The following is a 15,818-nucleotide window of genomic DNA, read 5'->3' on the forward strand; positions in this document are numbered from 1 at the left end:
GACTTTTTGTATATACTTAAAAAGGCTCCATAATCTCCACGGTGGTTTTACCCACTACAGAAATTATAGAGCCAATAAAAAATCTTCTTACTTAGATAGTAGGAAGATTTTTTTGGATTCCTAAAAGTTTCGGAAAGACTACGCTAGTTTCAACAATTTTTAGGAATAAAATATGATATACTAGATGAGTAGAAAAGTGAAGACGGTAGCTCTTGATTTTCTGAAAGTGAGGTGATGCCTATGGGCAATTCATCAAAATCTGACGGAAAGGAGTAGCATCTTTTGACAGCTTTTGAAGTTGTGCAAACTATTCTAGGCTTTGGTAGTTTTACTATTGCATTGATTGGCTTGTGCTATAAAATCTTCAAAGATAATGACAAAAAGAAATAACCGTCAAACTTTGGACAGTAACGGTTATTTCTAAATAATCTAAACTGAGCCACCGTCTTTTTAACGGTTCTACATTTGGGGCTGGATTGCCGTCCAGCTCCTTTTTCTATATCCATTATAACAGATTACTTGTAAAATGCAAATAATCTGTTCATGTTGGCTATGAGCATGTGCTATGCAAATTTTAGTACAAGTTTTACAAGAAGTTTAACATCTTTAATACTTATTGAAAAGCCGTACTCGGTATCAAACCACTTGTATAAAATTCAATATAAGTAACGGAATGATGGAAAATTTCCTTATCAATAAGAACTCTCGCGTATTACCAGCTGGGTACCTAGTTTAATCTTACGGGGATGGTGGGGCGTTGGACTTGTTATGATACGGTCCAGCAGTTGCATGGCTTCCTGGCCCATTTCCTCGGTGAAGACACTGATGGAAGACAGGGCTGGATAGACCTGGCGCGTGATGGCGGTGTCGTTAAAGGCGATTAGTTGGACTCTATTTGGCACTGCGATTTGACGTTCTTGTAAAGCACGCAGGGCACCGACCGCCAGGGTGTCATTGGCCATGAAGAAAGCTGACGGTAGTTGGTCGCCTAAGTCCTCGATAGCCTGGCTCATCAGCTCATAGCCTGATTGGGTGGAGAATTTTCCTTGATAGATATAGCTTTCTTGGAGAATGCCCAAGGTGTCTAGGTAGTCACGAAAGGCAGTCAGGCGGGGATCTGTTGGCAGTTGGTGTCCATCTGTGGTTTCTTCCTGTCCGACCAATAGGCCAATGTCTGTCAAACCTTGTGAACGGAAGTGGTTGATAACGGTCTGTACAGAGTGTTCAAAGTCAGTCGTGACACAGGAGAATCCCTCAGTCAGCGTATCAGAATCCACAAAAATCAGTTTGGGTGATAAGCTAGCCAGCTCTGCTATTTGCCCAGAAGAAAATTTGCCAACTGCGATGATGCCATCCAATCCTTGAAGGAGGGGATTGGTCAAGTCGTTGAAGGAGCGGATGATTTGATAGCCGAGAAGGCTGGCGGTCTGCTCGATGCTGGCACGGATGGAATAGTAGTAGAGGTCAGCCAGCTCTTCGCTCTCCGTGTACCATTGGACAATGCCGATGGTGCCTTTTTGTTGGGGAGCTTGTTTTTTGAGGTGTTTGGTGTAGCCCAGGTCCTGTGCCAAGTTGAAAATGCGGTCGCGGGTTTCTTGGCTGACGGATAGGGTCAGGTCTCCCTTGAGAACGCGGGAAACGGTGGCAGAGGATAGGTGGGCTTGTTTTGCTATGTCTTTGATTGTAACCATGTTCTTCTCCTGTTTATTTGTCTCTAGTATAGCATAAAATATAAAATTAGTAAAAATTTAGTAAAAATATTGACTTTTAAATTATTGAGTTGTACAATAAAAGAAAACGATTACAAAATCTAGGAGGTTCTTATGAACACAGAACAACTCAAGCAGGCCTTTCTTGATGTGTTTGGTCAAGAGGCAGATGCGACTTTCTTCTCACCTGGTCGGATTAATTTGATTGGTGAGCATACAGACTACAATGGTGGTCATGTCTTTCCAGCAGCCATTACCTTGGGAACATACGGAGCTGCTCGCAAACGTGATGACCAAGTTTTGCGTTTCTATTCTGCTAACTTTGAAGAACTTGGGATTATCGAAGTGGATTTGAACAATCTGGTCTTTGATAAGGCAGATAACTGGACCAACTATGCCAAGGGTGTTCTCAAGTTCTTGCAAGAAGCAGGGCACAGCATTGATACAGGTATGGAAGTCTTTGTTTACGGAAATATTCCAAACGGATCAGGCTTGTCTTCATCAGCTTCCTTGGAACTTTTAATTGGCATCATCGCAGAAGAATTGTATGGTCTTGAATTGACTCGTCTTGATTTGGTGAAAATTGGGAAACAAACGGAAAATCACTTTATCGGTGTCAATTCTGGAATCATGGACCAGTTTGCGATCGGTATGGGAGCAGACCAACGTGCCATTTATCTAGATACTAATACGCTTGAATATGAATTGGTGCCGTTGGATTTGGGTGACCATGTGATTGTGATCATGAACACCAACAAACGTCGTGAATTAGCGGATTCTAAGTACAACGAGCGTCGGGCAGAATGCGAAAAAGCTGTGGAAGAATTGAATGCAGTCTTGACCATTCAAACTCTAGGTGAATTGGATGAGTGGACCTTTGACCAATATAGTTACTTAATCAAAGATGAGAACCGTATCAAACGTGCCCGCCATGCTGTCTTGGAAAACCAACGGACCTTGCAGGCGCGTAAAGCCTTGGAAGAAGGGGATTTGGCAACCTTTGGTCGCTTGGTCAATGCTTCCCATGTTTCTTTGGAGCATGATTATGAAGTGACTGGTTTGGAATTGGATACCTTGGCTCACACAGCTTGGGAGCAAGAAGGAGTTCTTGGTGCTCGGATGACAGGAGCTGGCTTCGGCGGCTGTGGTATTGCCATTGTCCACAAGGATAAGGTTGAAGCCTTCACGGAAAATGTCGGCAAGACCTATACTGAAGTGGTTGGCTATGAACCAAGCTTTTATGTAGCGGAGATTGCTGGAGGCTCTCGCGTTCTATCTCGTAAATAGATTGGAGAAATGATGGCTGGATTGGTGGATCGTTTTGTTGAGCAGGTTATTGCCAACAGTGATTTTGAGGAAATGGATGCTCTTTACCTGCGAAATCGGGTCTTGGCTTTGGTGGGAGAACAGGTTCTGACTGTTCAAACAGATTTAGAGGACTTGATTGAATTAAAAGATGAACTATTGGCTCATGGAGTTCGAACTGGTTTTGTGGGTGAATTACTGGAAGAGCAGGACATGGTTGGGGCTTGTTTGATGGACTTAATCACGCCAAGTCCTAGTCAGGTCAATCGCGATTTTTGGCAGACCTATCAGGATAGTCCAGAGCAAGCGATTGGTGACTTCTATGAATTGAGCAAGCGCAATGACTATATCAAGATGGCTGCGATTGCGAAAAATATCTATTATCAAGTTTCGACAGAGTATGGGGATTTGGAAATCACGATCAATCTGTCCAAACCTGAGAAGGATCCCAAGTCTATTGCAGCTGCTACGAAAGCTGAAGCGAGCAATTATCCCAAATGCCTACTCTGTATGGAAAATGAGGGCTATCAGGGTCGGATTAATCATCCTGCACGCGCCAACCACCGCATTATTCGATTGGAGCTTGGACAGGAAAAGTGGGGCTTCCAGTATTCGCCCTATGCTTACTACAATGAACATGCTATTTTCCTAAATCAGGAACATGTGCCGATGGTCATCAGTCCGCGAACATTTGAGCAACTCTTGGACTTGTTAGATTTGTTGCCAGGCTATTTTGTCGGTTCCAACTCCGACCTACCAATCTCGGGTGGCTCTATCTTGACCCACAATCACTATCAAGGTGGGCGGCACAGTTTTGCCATGGAAAAGGCACCGATTGAGCGCCAGCTAGTCTTCGACGGCTTTGAGTCCGTTTCGGCAGGGATTGTCAAGTGGCCCATGTCGGTGATTCGCTTGAGTTCAGCAGATAAGCCATCGCTTCTTGGTTTAGCGACTAAGATTTTGGAAAAATGGCGGAGCTACTCAGATGATAGCGTTCAGATTAAGGCTGAAACGGATGGAACTCCCCATCATACCATCACCCCGATTGCTCGGAAACGAGGAGATTTGTACGAGCTGGATTTGGTTCTCCGCGACAATCAGACCTCAGAAGAGTTTCCAGATGGCATCTACCATCCACACCCAGATGTGCAACATATCAAGAAAGAAAATATCGGCTTGATTGAGGTAATGGGCTTGGCGATTTTACCTCCACGCTTAAAGGCAGAATTGGCTGAAGTAGAAAAATTCTTACTGGGTCAAGATAGTCAGGTGGCTGACTATCATCAGCCTTGGGCGGAAAGCCTGAAAACAGCTCACCCAGATGTGACGGAAGAAACTGTCGAACAAGTTGTTCGTGAGTCAGTGGGACAAATTTTTGCGCGTGTATTAGAAGATGCAGGGGTCTACAAACGAACACCAGAAGGACAGGCAGCCTTTCTACGATTCGTAGAATTTGTAGGTTTAGCAATATAAATGTAAGAAAGAGTGGGACGCTATCCTGCTCTTTTTGGTATAATGAAAGTATTCACAGTGTGAGAAGGAGATATGATGGCGGAAAAGAGATTGGGGACACTGATTACATTAATAGCAGGTATAGCCTGGGGCTTGTCAGGGGTGAGTGGACAGTATTTAATCGGACGAGGCATGTCTGTACAGTTGATCACCTCCATGCGCCTGATGGTTTCAGGACTTGTTTTGCTCGGTATGTGTGCTGTGACAGCTAGGAGAAATTTGCTGGCACTCTTGAAAAATGGACGCGCCGTGCTAGCTGTATGTTTCTTTGCCTTGTTTGGCCTAGCCCTCAATCAGCTGGCTTATTTACAGGCCATTGCTTATACAAATGCGGCAACGGCAACAGTTCTCCAATACCTCTGCCCCATCTTAGTGCTAGCCTATACCTGCTTGAAGGACAGGCAAAGACCGACAGGGGTTGAAGTGATTTCGATTGTCTTGGCAATTGTAGGAACTTTTTTCATTGCAACCCATGGACAGTTGACGGAACTAGCGATTACCCCGCTTGGTTTAGCCTGGGGACTTTTCTCAGCCCTGACCTATGCTCTCTATATTATCCTACCTGCCCAAGTCATTGACCAGTATGGTAGTTTGTCAGTCATTGGTCTGGGCATGTTGATGGGAGGGTTGATGGTTACTTTTGGTTTACAGACCTGGCAGGGCAATCTACCGCTTGATGGTGGTAGTCTATTGGGCTTATTTGGGATTGTCGGAGTCGGGACGATTTTTGCCTATACGGCCTTTCTCAAAGGTGTCAGTATGGTTGGTCCTGTCAATGGTAGTCTATTGGCTTCTATCGAACCAATCGCCTCAGTATTTTTTGCGGTATGGTTGGTCAATGAACGTTTTTATCCGATTGATTTTCTGGGCATGGCCTTGATATTAGGAGCTGTTCTTCTTATTTCATTAAAGGATATTATTATTTCAGAGAAGAGTATTGGTTAATATACTCTTTTTTGATATACTAAAGTAAAAGACATAAGAGGAAATTGCAATGATAAAAGAATTTTGTTCGGAAAACCACGTAGATCTTGCCAAAGCTATCTCAATGGGTGCCCAGCGGATTGAACTCTGCGATAATTTGGCAGTCGGAGGGACGACGCCGAGTTATGGAGTGGTCAAACATGTTTGTCAACTGGCTCATGAGAATGAAGCCACAGTCATGACCATGATTCGCCCTCGCGGTGGAGATTTTTGCTACGATGAAGCAGAGGTTGAAATGATGGTTGAAGACTGTAAGGTTGCCAAAGAACTAGGATCAGATGGCTTAGTATTTGGTGTTTTGACAGAGGATAATTGGCTGGATGAAGTCGCTTTGGAGCAGTTGTTTGCTGTGGCGCAGGGTTGCCAAATTGTTTTTCACATGGCTTTTGATCAAATCCCTCGCCAACGTCAATTTGAGGCTCTTGATTGGCTGGCAGCTCATGGAGTGACACGGATTTTGACAAGAGGCAGTTTGACAGGGTCTGCCTTGAACAATGTCGATTGGTTGCAGGAGCTTGTTTCCTATGCCCAAGGCAAGCTTGAAATCTTAATTGGAGGTGGCTTGACGGTGGACAATGTACCTGATTTGTTAGAAAAATTGCCAGTTGACCAGGTTCATGGAACCCGTTTGTTTTGGTAGCGATGAATTACTTGTATTCATATACTTGGTGTAAATATGTAATAAAAGTTGAAAAGGTTTACAATTTCCCCTTACCTTGTTACAATAAGAATATCAAACATACGGGGGAAGAAATCTATGACAATCATTGAAAGAGCTGATAACTTAGAACGTATCATCTTGCCAGAAGGTTACTATGAAACTCTCGCTCAATATGTTCGAGCAGGGAAAACAGGTTTTGATTCTGAACTGGAAAAACTGGGTGAGCAGGGGCTAGACATCAATGTCTACAAGGGTTCTGAGCAGGAAAGGGAGGTTATTCTGGAAGATATAGAGAATTTACCTCAAGAGATCCGTGAAGAGTTAGCTCGCTTTGCTGCGAATTTGCTCAATCCACTGCGAGAACAGTTGGGAACTGTGGCTGTGGAGGTGAGTGATTTAGCCCTGGACTATGCAGACAGGTTGGCTCAATCCTTGAGTAGCTCCCTCCGTTATCACAACTATGATAGCTTGATTGCTATTGCTCAACTTAAGGGTGTCGAACCCAAAGGCAAGGACTGTTTAGCCTTTTCAGAATATCGAGAGGCTTATACGCTTTATGATGCCAAAAAATTGGTTTACAAGGCTTTGATTTGGCGCCTCTTTGATGATAGTCATGCGAACTATGGTCATGCGACGACGATTTTAGGCATGGATGAGGATGATTCTGGTGTTGAGGAAATTGGATTTGCCTTCTCGAAATATTCACTGGATATTGATTGGTTGTTGACCCATATGATTTTCATTCCTAAGGATTGGATTTTAGAAAGCAAATAGCTTCGTAGAATAGGCACTCGGCTCCACCGGGTGTTTTCCTTTTGGCTATCTATTCGCTTTTTTCCTAGAAAAATGGTATAATTATCTGATAAAAAACTTTGGAGACGACATTGAGTTTAGAAAATTACATGCCGGATTTTGCCTTGGAAAAGGCTTATGACGTGACCGTCGAAAGCTTGAAAAAACATGGCATAAAAGTAGTGTTTGTTGACTTGGATAATACCTTGATTGCTTGGAATAATCCCGATGGTACGCCAGAGATGCGCCAGTGGTTACATGATTTGCAGGACGCAGGTATTCCTGTTGTTGTGGTGTCTAACAATAAATACGAACGTGTCAAACGGGCGGTTGAAAAATTTGGGATTGAATTTGAAGCCTTCGCTCTCAAGCCTTTCACCTTTGGGATTAACCGTGCTTTGAAACGCTTTGATGTCCAGCCGCATGAGGTGGTTATGATTGGGGATCAGTTGATGACAGATATTCGGGCTGCTAAGCGAGCTGGGCTCAAGTCTGTGCTGGTCAAACCTCTGATTCAGACGGATTCGATTAATACGCAGATTAACCGTTGGCGTGAGCGACGGACCATGAAAAAAATCATCGCTAAATATGGAGCGATAGACTACAAGAGGGAGATGTAAGTGGAAGAATTATTTTGTATCGGCTGTGGTGCCCAGATTCAGACGCTAGACAAGGCTGTCGCTGGTTTTACACCTCAATCAGCCCTAGAAAAAGGCCTGGAAACAGGGCAACTCTACTGCCAACGTTGTTTCCGTTTGCGCCATTATAATGAGATTTCAGATGTCAATATCTCGGATGACGATTTCTTGAAACTCCTCCATAGCGTAGGAGAAAGCGATGCCTTGGTGGTCAATGTCATTGATATTTTTGATTTCAATGGTTCGGTCATTCCAGGTTTACCTCGCTTTATTTCTGGAAATGACGTGCTTTTGGTCGGCAACAAGCAGGACATTTTACCCAAGTCTGTCAAGACAGGCAAGGTTACTCAGTGGTTGACCGAGCGGGCACATGAAATCGGCATGCGACCAGTTGATGTGGTTTTGACTTCGGCCCAAAACAAGCAGGCTATCAAGGACTTGATTGAAAAAATTGAACAACACCGTAAGGGACGGGATGTCTATGTGGTCGGCGTGACCAACGTCGGCAAGTCAACCTTGATCAACGCTATTATTCAAGAAATCACAGGGGACAAGGATGTCATTACGACTTCACGTTTCCCTGGAACGACGCTGGATAAGATTGAAATTCCTTTGGATGATGGTTCGTACATCTATGACACGCCAGGAATTATCCATCGTCACCAGATGGCCCATTATTTGACGGCTAAAAACCTTAAGTACATCAGCCCTCGGAAAGAAATCAAGCCAAAGACCTACCAGCTCAATCCAGAACAAACCTTGTTCTTGGCTGGTCTGGGACGATTTGACTTTGTGGCTGGTGAACGCCAAGGCTTTACGGCCTTCTTTGACAATGAATTGCAGCTCCACCGCACCAAACTGCAGGGGGCTAGTGAATTTTACCAGAAACATGCGGGCTCACTTTTAGTGCCGCCAACCAGCAAGGAATTGAAAGAATTTCCTGAATTAGTCCGTCATGAATTTACCATCAACGAAAAGACGGATGTGGTCTTCTCTGGTCTTGGTTGGATTCGTGTCAATGAAAAGGCTAAGATTGCTGCCTGGGCACCTAAGGGTGTGGATGTGGTGATCCGCAAAGCCATTATCTAGATGTGCGTACTGGCTGCATTTGTTAGCCAATAAATTATAGAAACATAGGAAAAATAGATGTCATTAACTTCAAAACAACGTGCCTTTTTGAACAGTCAGGCACACAGTCTCAAACCCATCATTCAGATTGGGAAAAATGGTCTCAATGACCAAATTAAAACCAGTGTTCGTCAGGCACTGGACGCGCGTGAATTGATCAAGGTGACCTTGCTACAAAATACGGATGAAAACATCCACGAAGTAGCTGAAATCTTGGAAGAAGAAATCGGTGTGGATACGGTCCAAAAAATCGGTCGCATCCTGATTTTATTCAAACAATCTAGCAAGAAAGAGAACCGTAAAATTTCCAAACAGGTCAAAGAAATCTAAGAAGGAGAGCCTATGGCTATTGAACTCTTAACACCCTTTACCAAGGTTGAATTAGAGGTTGAAAAGAAAGAAACCAATCGCAAACAAGTAGGTATTCTGGGGGGGAATTTTAACCCTGTCCACAATGCTCACTTGATTGTGGCAGACCAGGTCCGTCAACAGTTGAAGCTGGATGAAGTCTTGTTCATGCCAGAATTCATTCCGCCTCATGTGGATAAAAAAGAAACCATTGACGAATACCATCGCTATTCCATGCTCAAGATGGCTATTGCAGGTATCGAGGGCTTGGGGATCGAAACCATTGAACTGGAACGCCGTGGTGTCAGCTATACCTACGACACCATGAAATTGTTGAAAGAAAAAAATCCTGATACGGATTATTATTTTATCATCGGTGCAGATATGGTAGACTACCTGCCAAAATGGCATAGGATTGATGAATTGGTCCAGTTGGTGCAGTTTGTTGGTGTCCAGCGTCCTCGTTACAAGGCGGGGACGTCCTATCCGGTTATCTGGGTAGATGTGCCCTTGATGGACATTTCATCCAGCATGGTGCGGAGCTTTATCAAGCAAGGACGAGTGCCGAATTTTATGGTGCCTCATGAAGTTCTGGACTATATCGAAGAAAAAGGACTTTACCAATGATTGCAGCAGATTTGACATTTGACCGTCAGGCTCTTTTGGAAAAAATCCGTGTAGCTATGAAGCCAGCGCGCTTCCAACATGTCTTGGGTGTGGAGCAGGCGGCGCTTGCCTTGGCAGACCAATATGGCTGTGATCCGAAAAAAGCCAGTCTGGCAGCACTCTTGCATGACTATGCTAAGGAAGTGGAAGACCAAGTCTTTCTGGACTTGATTGCCAAGTATGATTTGGACAAGGACCTGCTCAACTGGGATAATAATATCTGGCACGGTGTGGTTGGCGTCTATAAAATTGCAGAAGATTTTGGCTTGAAAGATGAGGAGATTTTCCAAGCCATTCAACGACACACCATTGGTGCTGGGCAGATGACCTTGCTGGACAAGGTGCTCTATGTGGCGGACTACATCGAACCTAATCGGGATTTTCCTGGGGTGGACGAGGCGCGTCGTATCGCAAGAGAGTCCTTGGACAAGGCAGTAGCCTATGAAACTGCCCAAACCATTTCTTACTTAGCCAAGAAAGGAATTCCTATTTATCCACAAACCTTGGAAACCTATAATGGCTATGTTACATATTTGAAGGAGTAGGGATGATTGTATTAAAACCTGTGGATGAAAGCTCCTATCAAGCTGTCTTGGACTTGACAGTAGCCGAGGCAGATAAGGGCTTCGTGGCTCCCAACGTGCGTTCCTTGGCGGATGCCTGGCTATACAGAATGAATGGTGATGTCTTTCCCTATGCCATCTGGGCAGATGAGCGGGTTATTGGCTTTGCCTTGATTGATATTGATGAGGACATCCAGCAGTATATGCTCTGGCGGTTTATGATTGGTCAAGAATTTCAAGGAAGGGGCTATGGTCAGGCTGCTTTGGAAGCTGTTATTCAACTGGCTCAGAAGCACCCTGTCTGCAATCATTTGATTGTCTCCTATGTCAAGGGCAACCAAAAGATGGCAAGACTCTTGGAGAAAAATGGTTTTGTCTTAGATCTTGAAGAAGAAAGGGAATTGGTGTTCCGTTTGGAAACGCCTGGGGGCAAGTTTTGAAATCAGCATTGTTAGTCATTGACATTCAGCATTTGCCTGTAGAAAGCAAGCCCTATGGAATTGAAAATCGGCTTCGGCTCTGGCAAGATTGCCTTGCTCAAGCTCGTCAAGCGGGGCTAGAGGTCATCCATGTCCGGCATCATGACAAAGAATTGGTCGAAGGGACTGCTGACTGGGAGATTCACTCAACTGTTGCCCCCTTAGCTAGTGAGAAGATTTTCGATAAGATCTTCAATAGCGCCTTCAAGGAAACAGGGCTTCATGCTTATTTGCAGGAAAAGGGAATTGAGCAGCTCATCATCATGGGCATGGCGACAAATTTTTGCATTGACACGACGATTAAAGTAGCCTTTGAACTAGGCTACAAGGTAGCAGTGATTCAGGGCGGAACGACAACAGGTTATTCAGGAAAATTGGATGCCAAGGACTTGATTGACCACTACCAAAACATCTGGTCATGGAATTTTGCCCAGGTGGATAAATTAGAAAATATAATTAGAGGATAAGATGAAAGAACTAGATTTAGTAAAAGTTGTGGTTCAGGCTGCTGATGACAAGCGAGCTGAGGACCTTGTTGTAATTGATGTTCAAGGCGTGACCAGCCTGACAGACTACTTTGTGATTGCCAGTTCCATGAATAGTCGCCAGTTGGAGGCTATTGCGGAAAACATCCGTGAAAAGGTAGCGGAAGTTGGAATCAAAGGTAGCCGTGTAGAAGGCGATAGTAACGGTGGCTGGGTCCTTTTGGACCTTTGCGGCGTAGTTGTTCATATCTTCTCAGAAGAAATGCGTGACCTCTATAACCTTGAAAAATTATGGCACGAAGGCAGCTTCCTAGAAGTCGCAGAACTTTTAGAAGAGGAATAGTGGAAGCGGGAGAGAACTCGACTAGTCAAAAAGAGTTTGTTAACAACTCAAAACTATGACTTCTTGAACACAGCATGAGTTAATGAAGCAGTCGATTGGCTGCTTTTTATGAAAGGAAAAATATGGCAACTTATGAAACCTTTGCGGCGGTCTATGATGAAATCATGGATGACAGCTTGTATGATAAATGGACAGATTTTAGCTTGCGGAACTTGCCACAAGACACCAAGACAATTTTAGAATTGGCCTGTGGGACAGGGCTTCAGGCTGTACGTTTTGCTCAAAAGGGTTATGAGGTGACAGGGCTTGACCTGTCCTATGAAATGTTGGAATTGGCCCAGAAAAAAGCAGAAGCTACTGGTGTCATGATGGAATTGGCCCAGGCAGATATGATGGCTCTGGAAGGAGTTGGAGATTTTGATGCGGTGACCTGTTACTCGGACAGTCTGTGCTACATGGCGGACCAAGAAGCCGTTTTACGGGTCTTTGAAGGAGTTCACTCTGTTCTCAATCAAGGTGGTACTTTCCTTTTTGACGTTCATTCCATCTATCAAATGGAGGAGGGCTTTGCAGGTTATAGCTACCATGAAAACTATGAGGATTTTGCCTTTGTCTGGGACACCTATGAGGGGGAGCATGCACATTCGATTGTTCACGAATTGACCTTCTTTGTCAAAGATGAAGACAGTCAAGAGGAGCGGTTTATCCGTCGGGATGAAGTTCATGAAGAGCGGACCTATCCGATTGAAACCTATGTGAAATTATTGAAACAAGCTGGATTTGCTTCTGTGGAAGTCTTTGCGGACTTTGAAAATCAAGCTCCGACAGAAACTAGCCAGCGGTGGTTTTTCAAGGCGGTCAAGGCATGATTTCAGGGATTATTGCAGAATACAATCCCTTCCATACAGGTCATAAATACCTGCTGGAACAGGCCGAGGGGCTGAAAATTGTAGTTATGTCTGGCAATTTTATGCAACGGGGTGAGCCAGCCATTGTGGATAAGTGGACACGGGCTCAGATGGCTTTGGAACACGGGGCAGATCTTGTTGTTGAGATGCCCTTTTTGGTGTCGGTCCAGTCGGCTGACCATTTCGCCAAGGGAGCAATCAGCATTTTACACAAGCTGGGTGTGGAAAAACTGGTTTTCGGTACGGAAGAAATGCTGGATTACCAGAAAATTGCGGATATCTATGTGGATAAGTCGGAAGAGATGGAAAATTTTGTGAAAAACTTGCCAGACAATCTCTCTTATCCACAGAAGACCCAGGCTATGTGGCAGGAGTTTGCTGGGCTGACTTTCACAGGTGATACGCCCAACCATATTCTGGCTCTGGCTTACGCCAAGGCGGTGGCAGGGACAGGCATTCAGCTCAGCCCTGTTCAACGGCAGGGAGCTGGTTTTCATTCGGAAGAGGTGGAAACGTCCTACGCCTCGGCGATAGCTATCCGCAAGGGTGCTGACCAGCTGGACTTGGTGCGTGACTTTTTACCATCTGCCAATCTCTTTGAAGAGGCGACCAAGGTAAGCTGGAGAAATTATTTTCCGCTGCTCCGCTACCAGATTGCGACCCACCCAGATCTCAGTCAGGTCTTTCAAGTCAACGAAGAACTAGCCAGTCGTATCCGCTCTGCTATTGGGAGCGTAGCGACCGTGGAGGAGTTAGTGGATGCTGTTGCGACCAAGCGCTACACCAAGGCGCGGGTGCGGCGGGTGCTGACCTACATCTTGGTTAATGCGGTGGAAGCTCCCTTGCCAGATGCGGTTCATGTGCTGGGCTTCACGAATCGTGGCCAGGCCTATCTCAAGCAGGTCAAGGAGTGGGTGGGCTTGGTGACGCGGATCGGAAAAGAGCCCTGGGACAGCCTGACCCAGCAGGCGGATGTGGTCTATCAACTCGGCGCTGACGCAATGGCAGAGCAGACCTATGGGCGCGTGCCGGTGAGGGTGGAGTGATGAATTCAATAAAGAATGGGAAGTTTTTGTCGTTGACTTGAAAACCTTCCTATTTTTTTTGTATAATTTAAGTAGCAAAATCAAAGGAAATAAATCATGGAAAATTGGATGGACTATTTTAAGCCTTACATTGTAGATAGGGGTTGCAGTTTATTTTTAGACGATGCTGTTCAAGGGCTTCAAAAGACCAGTGATGGCTACAATGCACACGTTATTGGTGGTCAAGTCTATGAGGTGGAGATTAGCTTTGAGCACGGTCAGCTGGTCAATATGTGGTGTGAGTGTCCATATGCTCAAGAAATGAACCACTGCAAGCATATGGCAGCAGTCTTGTTTGCTATTTCTGAATTAGATAGCCAGCCAGCTCTTGAGGGCAAAGATGTGTCACTTGCCCAGCTCCTGGATAAACTGACAGTTGAGCAACTACGGGCTGTTGTTCTTGAATTAGCCCAAGAAGATAGGGAACTAGCCAATCGGCTACAACTGCGTTTCTCTGCCCAGCTAACTTCTCAGCAAGTGGAAAATGTGAAAAAGGAAATCAGAGACCTCGGCCGTCCCTTTGAGGACAGGCGTACGGGCTATATCGAGTATAGGCAGACTAGGGATTACGAACGAGCCGTGGAAAAGGCCATGCATCAGTATCTCCAGCCTTTACTGGATAGGTGTGAGTATGCAAATTTCTTGGCTATATCAGATGCCTTTTACCATCAGATTTGCCGGCAGGAGTTGGATGATTCCAATGGAACGACTGGTAGTCTGCTGTATAGACTTGCTGGTTACTGGCAGCATTTAGTGACTGTAGCTCCGGATAAGATTGTCCAAGAATTACTAGATTGGTGCTTAGAAAAGCTAAGTGGCTATGAGGTTGCAGAAGACCTTCTCATGGAATTTGTAGAAACAGAGTTTCAAGAAGAACATTTCTTTGAGTAGAAATTGACCTATTTTCAAGCGGTCTTGCAGGCGATAGAAGAAGGAGACAAGTCCTCTTGGTCATGGAAATTCCGTCGTGATCGATTTGCCTTGCTCTGTTACAGGTTGTTGGTTCAGTTGGACTCTAGTGAGGCAGACTTGTTGACCTTCCAGGCCAATCATTGGGAGGTGGCTGGACTCCGTAAACTAGCCATTGCCCAGGCTGTAGCAAATCAGCATCTAGATCGTGCAGTTCAACTCTTGCAGGAAAGTAAGCGCCTGGATGCCCAGTATAGGGGACTGGTGTCGGATTATAGCCAGCAGTTACGGGACATCTACCGGTCTCAGGGGCAGGATGACAAGGTCAGAGAAGAATTGCTGGAGATGATTTTCTCCGCTGGTGATACTGATTTGGAGCTGGTAGAGGAGTTGCGGGACTATGTTTCTAGGGAAGAATGGCAGAGCTACTTAGATGATTTGCTGGAGGATGGTCGTTTCCAGTCGCAGCAGTTGAAATTGTTGCAATTGGCAGACCGACCGCAGGAATTATTGGACCGCATTACAGCAAGTTACTGGTTCTTAGAAAATTTGGATCGATTTGAAGACTATTTATCAGAGAAACTGCCTGAGCAATTACGAGATGCCTACGCTCAAGCTCTTTGTCAGCAGATGGATGTGGCTAGTAGTCGAAGCCGCTATCGTCAGTTGGCAGGGTATTTGGTAAAAATTGCAGGTTTACCTGATGGAAAAGTGGTGAGTGCAAGTCTTCGCACCTCGTGGAAAGTCCAGTATCCGCGACGTAAAGCCATGATAGAGGAATTAGATGCAGTGAGGTGGTAGGATATGGCAGTTTGGTTTCAAGATGTGATTGATTCGTTGCAGATGCTGGATCAAGGTGACAGGTACTATTATGATAGCCACCTAGACGAATTAGTCTACCTGTCTGTTGGGGAGTTCAGACTTGAATCCCGTGAAGGTTTAGAAGAAGAGATTGAGGAGGATGTCATGGGACGGTTTGTAAGGCTGCCGACCTATTATGACTTCAATACCTACACATTCATGGAGCTCTATATTTCTGATTTGACAGATGGAGACTTGTCTGGCCATCTATCTCGAGCTATTCGAGGGCGCGGTGCTTTTAGACGTTTTAAGAATGAGTTAGAGAGATGTGACCGTTTGGAAGAATGGTATGCCTTTGAAACACAATGTTACAAAGAACTTGTACTGGACTGGTGCCAGGAAAATAAGATTGCTATTGTGGATAACCGGCTGAAAAAAATGTAATATTTCCCTTGACTCTCACCTTACGTTACCCCTTATACTAATCATAGAGAGGAGATTT

Annotated in this window: 19 protein-coding genes and 1 pseudogene; 19 read left to right on the forward strand and 1 reads right to left on the reverse strand. The window is 44.9% G+C overall.

Features of this window, described 5'->3' with window-relative positions; translation table 11 throughout:
* Positions 1 to 234: 234 nt before the first annotated feature.
* Positions 235 to 390: pseudogene (locus P7J49_RS07250) on the forward strand (putative holin-like toxin).
* Positions 391 to 692: 302 nt separating this feature from the next.
* On the opposite strand, the gene P7J49_RS07255 reads toward P7J49_RS07250, so the two are convergent.
* Positions 693 to 1,691 (reverse strand): LacI family DNA-binding transcriptional regulator, encoded by a 999-nt coding sequence (locus P7J49_RS07255; protein ID WP_408570258.1) that lies wholly within the window; start codon positions 1,689 to 1,691, stop codon positions 693 to 695.
* A 132-nt stretch (positions 1,692 to 1,823) separates the two neighbouring features.
* Here P7J49_RS07255 and P7J49_RS07260 point away from each other — a divergent pair, with 132 nt between their 5' ends.
* The 18 genes from P7J49_RS07260 (at position 1,824) to P7J49_RS07345 (ending at position 15,760) form a co-directional block, all read left to right on the forward strand.
* Positions 1,824 to 2,996 (forward strand): galactokinase, encoded by a 1,173-nt coding sequence (locus P7J49_RS07260; protein WP_408570260.1) that lies wholly within the window; start codon positions 1,824 to 1,826, stop codon positions 2,994 to 2,996.
* 9 nt (positions 2,997 to 3,005) lie between these two features.
* Positions 3,006 to 4,487, forward strand: coding sequence for a UDP-glucose--hexose-1-phosphate uridylyltransferase (gene galT / locus P7J49_RS07265; protein WP_408570262.1), 1,482 nt, complete (start codon positions 3,006 to 3,008; stop codon positions 4,485 to 4,487).
* 75 nt (positions 4,488 to 4,562) lie between these two features.
* A complete protein-coding gene (locus tag P7J49_RS07270; RefSeq protein WP_408570264.1) occupies positions 4,563 to 5,471 on the forward strand; it encodes a DMT family transporter in 909 nt (302 codons plus the stop codon).
* Positions 5,472 to 5,520: 49 nt separating this feature from the next.
* On the forward strand, positions 5,521 to 6,150 hold the full coding sequence (locus tag P7J49_RS07275; protein ID WP_408570266.1) for a copper homeostasis protein CutC: 630 nt from the start codon (positions 5,521 to 5,523) through the stop codon (positions 6,148 to 6,150).
* Positions 6,151 to 6,267: 117 nt separating this feature from the next.
* The gene (locus P7J49_RS07280; RefSeq protein WP_408570268.1) at positions 6,268 to 6,945 is read left to right on the forward strand and encodes an SEC10/PgrA surface exclusion domain-containing protein; all 678 of its coding nucleotides are present in this window, start codon (positions 6,268 to 6,270) and stop codon (positions 6,943 to 6,945) included.
* Positions 6,946 to 7,055: 110 nt separating this feature from the next.
* Positions 7,056 to 7,583, forward strand: a complete 528-nt coding sequence (locus tag P7J49_RS07285; RefSeq protein ID WP_099809818.1) for a YqeG family HAD IIIA-type phosphatase — start codon at positions 7,056 to 7,058, stop codon at positions 7,581 to 7,583.
* Positions 7,584 to 8,690 carry a ribosome biogenesis GTPase YqeH gene (gene yqeH, locus P7J49_RS07290; RefSeq protein WP_011922650.1) on the forward strand — a complete coding sequence of 369 codons (1,107 nt, stop codon included), beginning with the start codon at positions 7,584 to 7,586 and terminating at the stop codon, positions 8,688 to 8,690. It abuts the gene before it with no gap.
* Between the two features lie 57 nt (positions 8,691 to 8,747).
* Complete coding sequence (gene yhbY / locus P7J49_RS07295; RefSeq protein WP_004195298.1) at positions 8,748 to 9,059, forward strand: ribosome assembly RNA-binding protein YhbY; 312 nt, start codon at positions 8,748 to 8,750, stop codon at positions 9,057 to 9,059.
* A gap of 12 nt (positions 9,060 to 9,071) precedes the next feature.
* A complete protein-coding gene (locus P7J49_RS07300; RefSeq protein WP_408570270.1) occupies positions 9,072 to 9,704 on the forward strand; it encodes a nicotinate-nucleotide adenylyltransferase in 633 nt (210 codons plus the stop codon).
* Complete coding sequence (gene yqeK, locus P7J49_RS07305; RefSeq protein ID WP_408570272.1) at positions 9,701 to 10,288, forward strand: bis(5'-nucleosyl)-tetraphosphatase (symmetrical) YqeK; 588 nt, start codon at positions 9,701 to 9,703, stop codon at positions 10,286 to 10,288. The genes P7J49_RS07300 and yqeK overlap by 4 nt, the downstream gene beginning before the upstream one ends.
* 2 nt (positions 10,289 to 10,290) lie before the next feature.
* Complete coding sequence (locus P7J49_RS07310) at positions 10,291 to 10,746, forward strand: GNAT family N-acetyltransferase (protein ID WP_408570274.1); 456 nt, start codon at positions 10,291 to 10,293, stop codon at positions 10,744 to 10,746.
* Entirely contained in the window at positions 10,743 to 11,252 is a 510-nt protein-coding gene (locus P7J49_RS07315; protein WP_408570276.1) for a cysteine hydrolase family protein, read from the forward strand. Before P7J49_RS07310 ends, P7J49_RS07315 begins: the two co-directional genes overlap by 4 nt.
* 1 nt (position 11,253) lies before the next feature.
* A complete protein-coding gene (gene rsfS, locus P7J49_RS07320) occupies positions 11,254 to 11,613 on the forward strand; it encodes a ribosome silencing factor (protein ID WP_408570278.1) in 360 nt (119 codons plus the stop codon).
* Positions 11,614 to 11,735: 122 nt separating this feature from the next.
* Positions 11,736 to 12,482 carry a class I SAM-dependent DNA methyltransferase gene (locus P7J49_RS07325; protein ID WP_408570279.1) on the forward strand — a complete coding sequence of 249 codons (747 nt, stop codon included), beginning with the start codon at positions 11,736 to 11,738 and terminating at the stop codon, positions 12,480 to 12,482.
* Positions 12,479 to 13,567, forward strand: a complete 1,089-nt coding sequence (locus tag P7J49_RS07330; protein WP_408570281.1) for a nucleotidyltransferase — start codon at positions 12,479 to 12,481, stop codon at positions 13,565 to 13,567. Before P7J49_RS07325 ends, P7J49_RS07330 begins: the two co-directional genes overlap by 4 nt.
* A gap of 96 nt (positions 13,568 to 13,663) precedes the next feature.
* On the forward strand, positions 13,664 to 14,497 hold the full coding sequence (locus P7J49_RS07335) for an SWIM zinc finger domain-containing protein (RefSeq protein ID WP_408570283.1): 834 nt from the start codon (positions 13,664 to 13,666) through the stop codon (positions 14,495 to 14,497).
* A 3-nt stretch (positions 14,498 to 14,500) separates the two neighbouring features.
* Entirely contained in the window at positions 14,501 to 15,316 is an 816-nt protein-coding gene (locus P7J49_RS07340; RefSeq protein WP_408570285.1) for a hypothetical protein, read from the forward strand.
* A gap of 3 nt (positions 15,317 to 15,319) precedes the next feature.
* Positions 15,320 to 15,760: a UPF0158 family protein gene (locus P7J49_RS07345; RefSeq protein ID WP_408570286.1), complete on the forward strand. Its 441-nt coding sequence runs from the start codon at positions 15,320 to 15,322 to the stop codon at positions 15,758 to 15,760.
* Positions 15,761 to 15,818 lie beyond the last annotated feature (58 nt).

The organism is Streptococcus suis (assembly GCF_046032515.1).
GTDB classification, from domain to species: Bacteria; Bacillota; Bacilli; order Lactobacillales; family Streptococcaceae; genus Streptococcus; species Streptococcus suis_AL.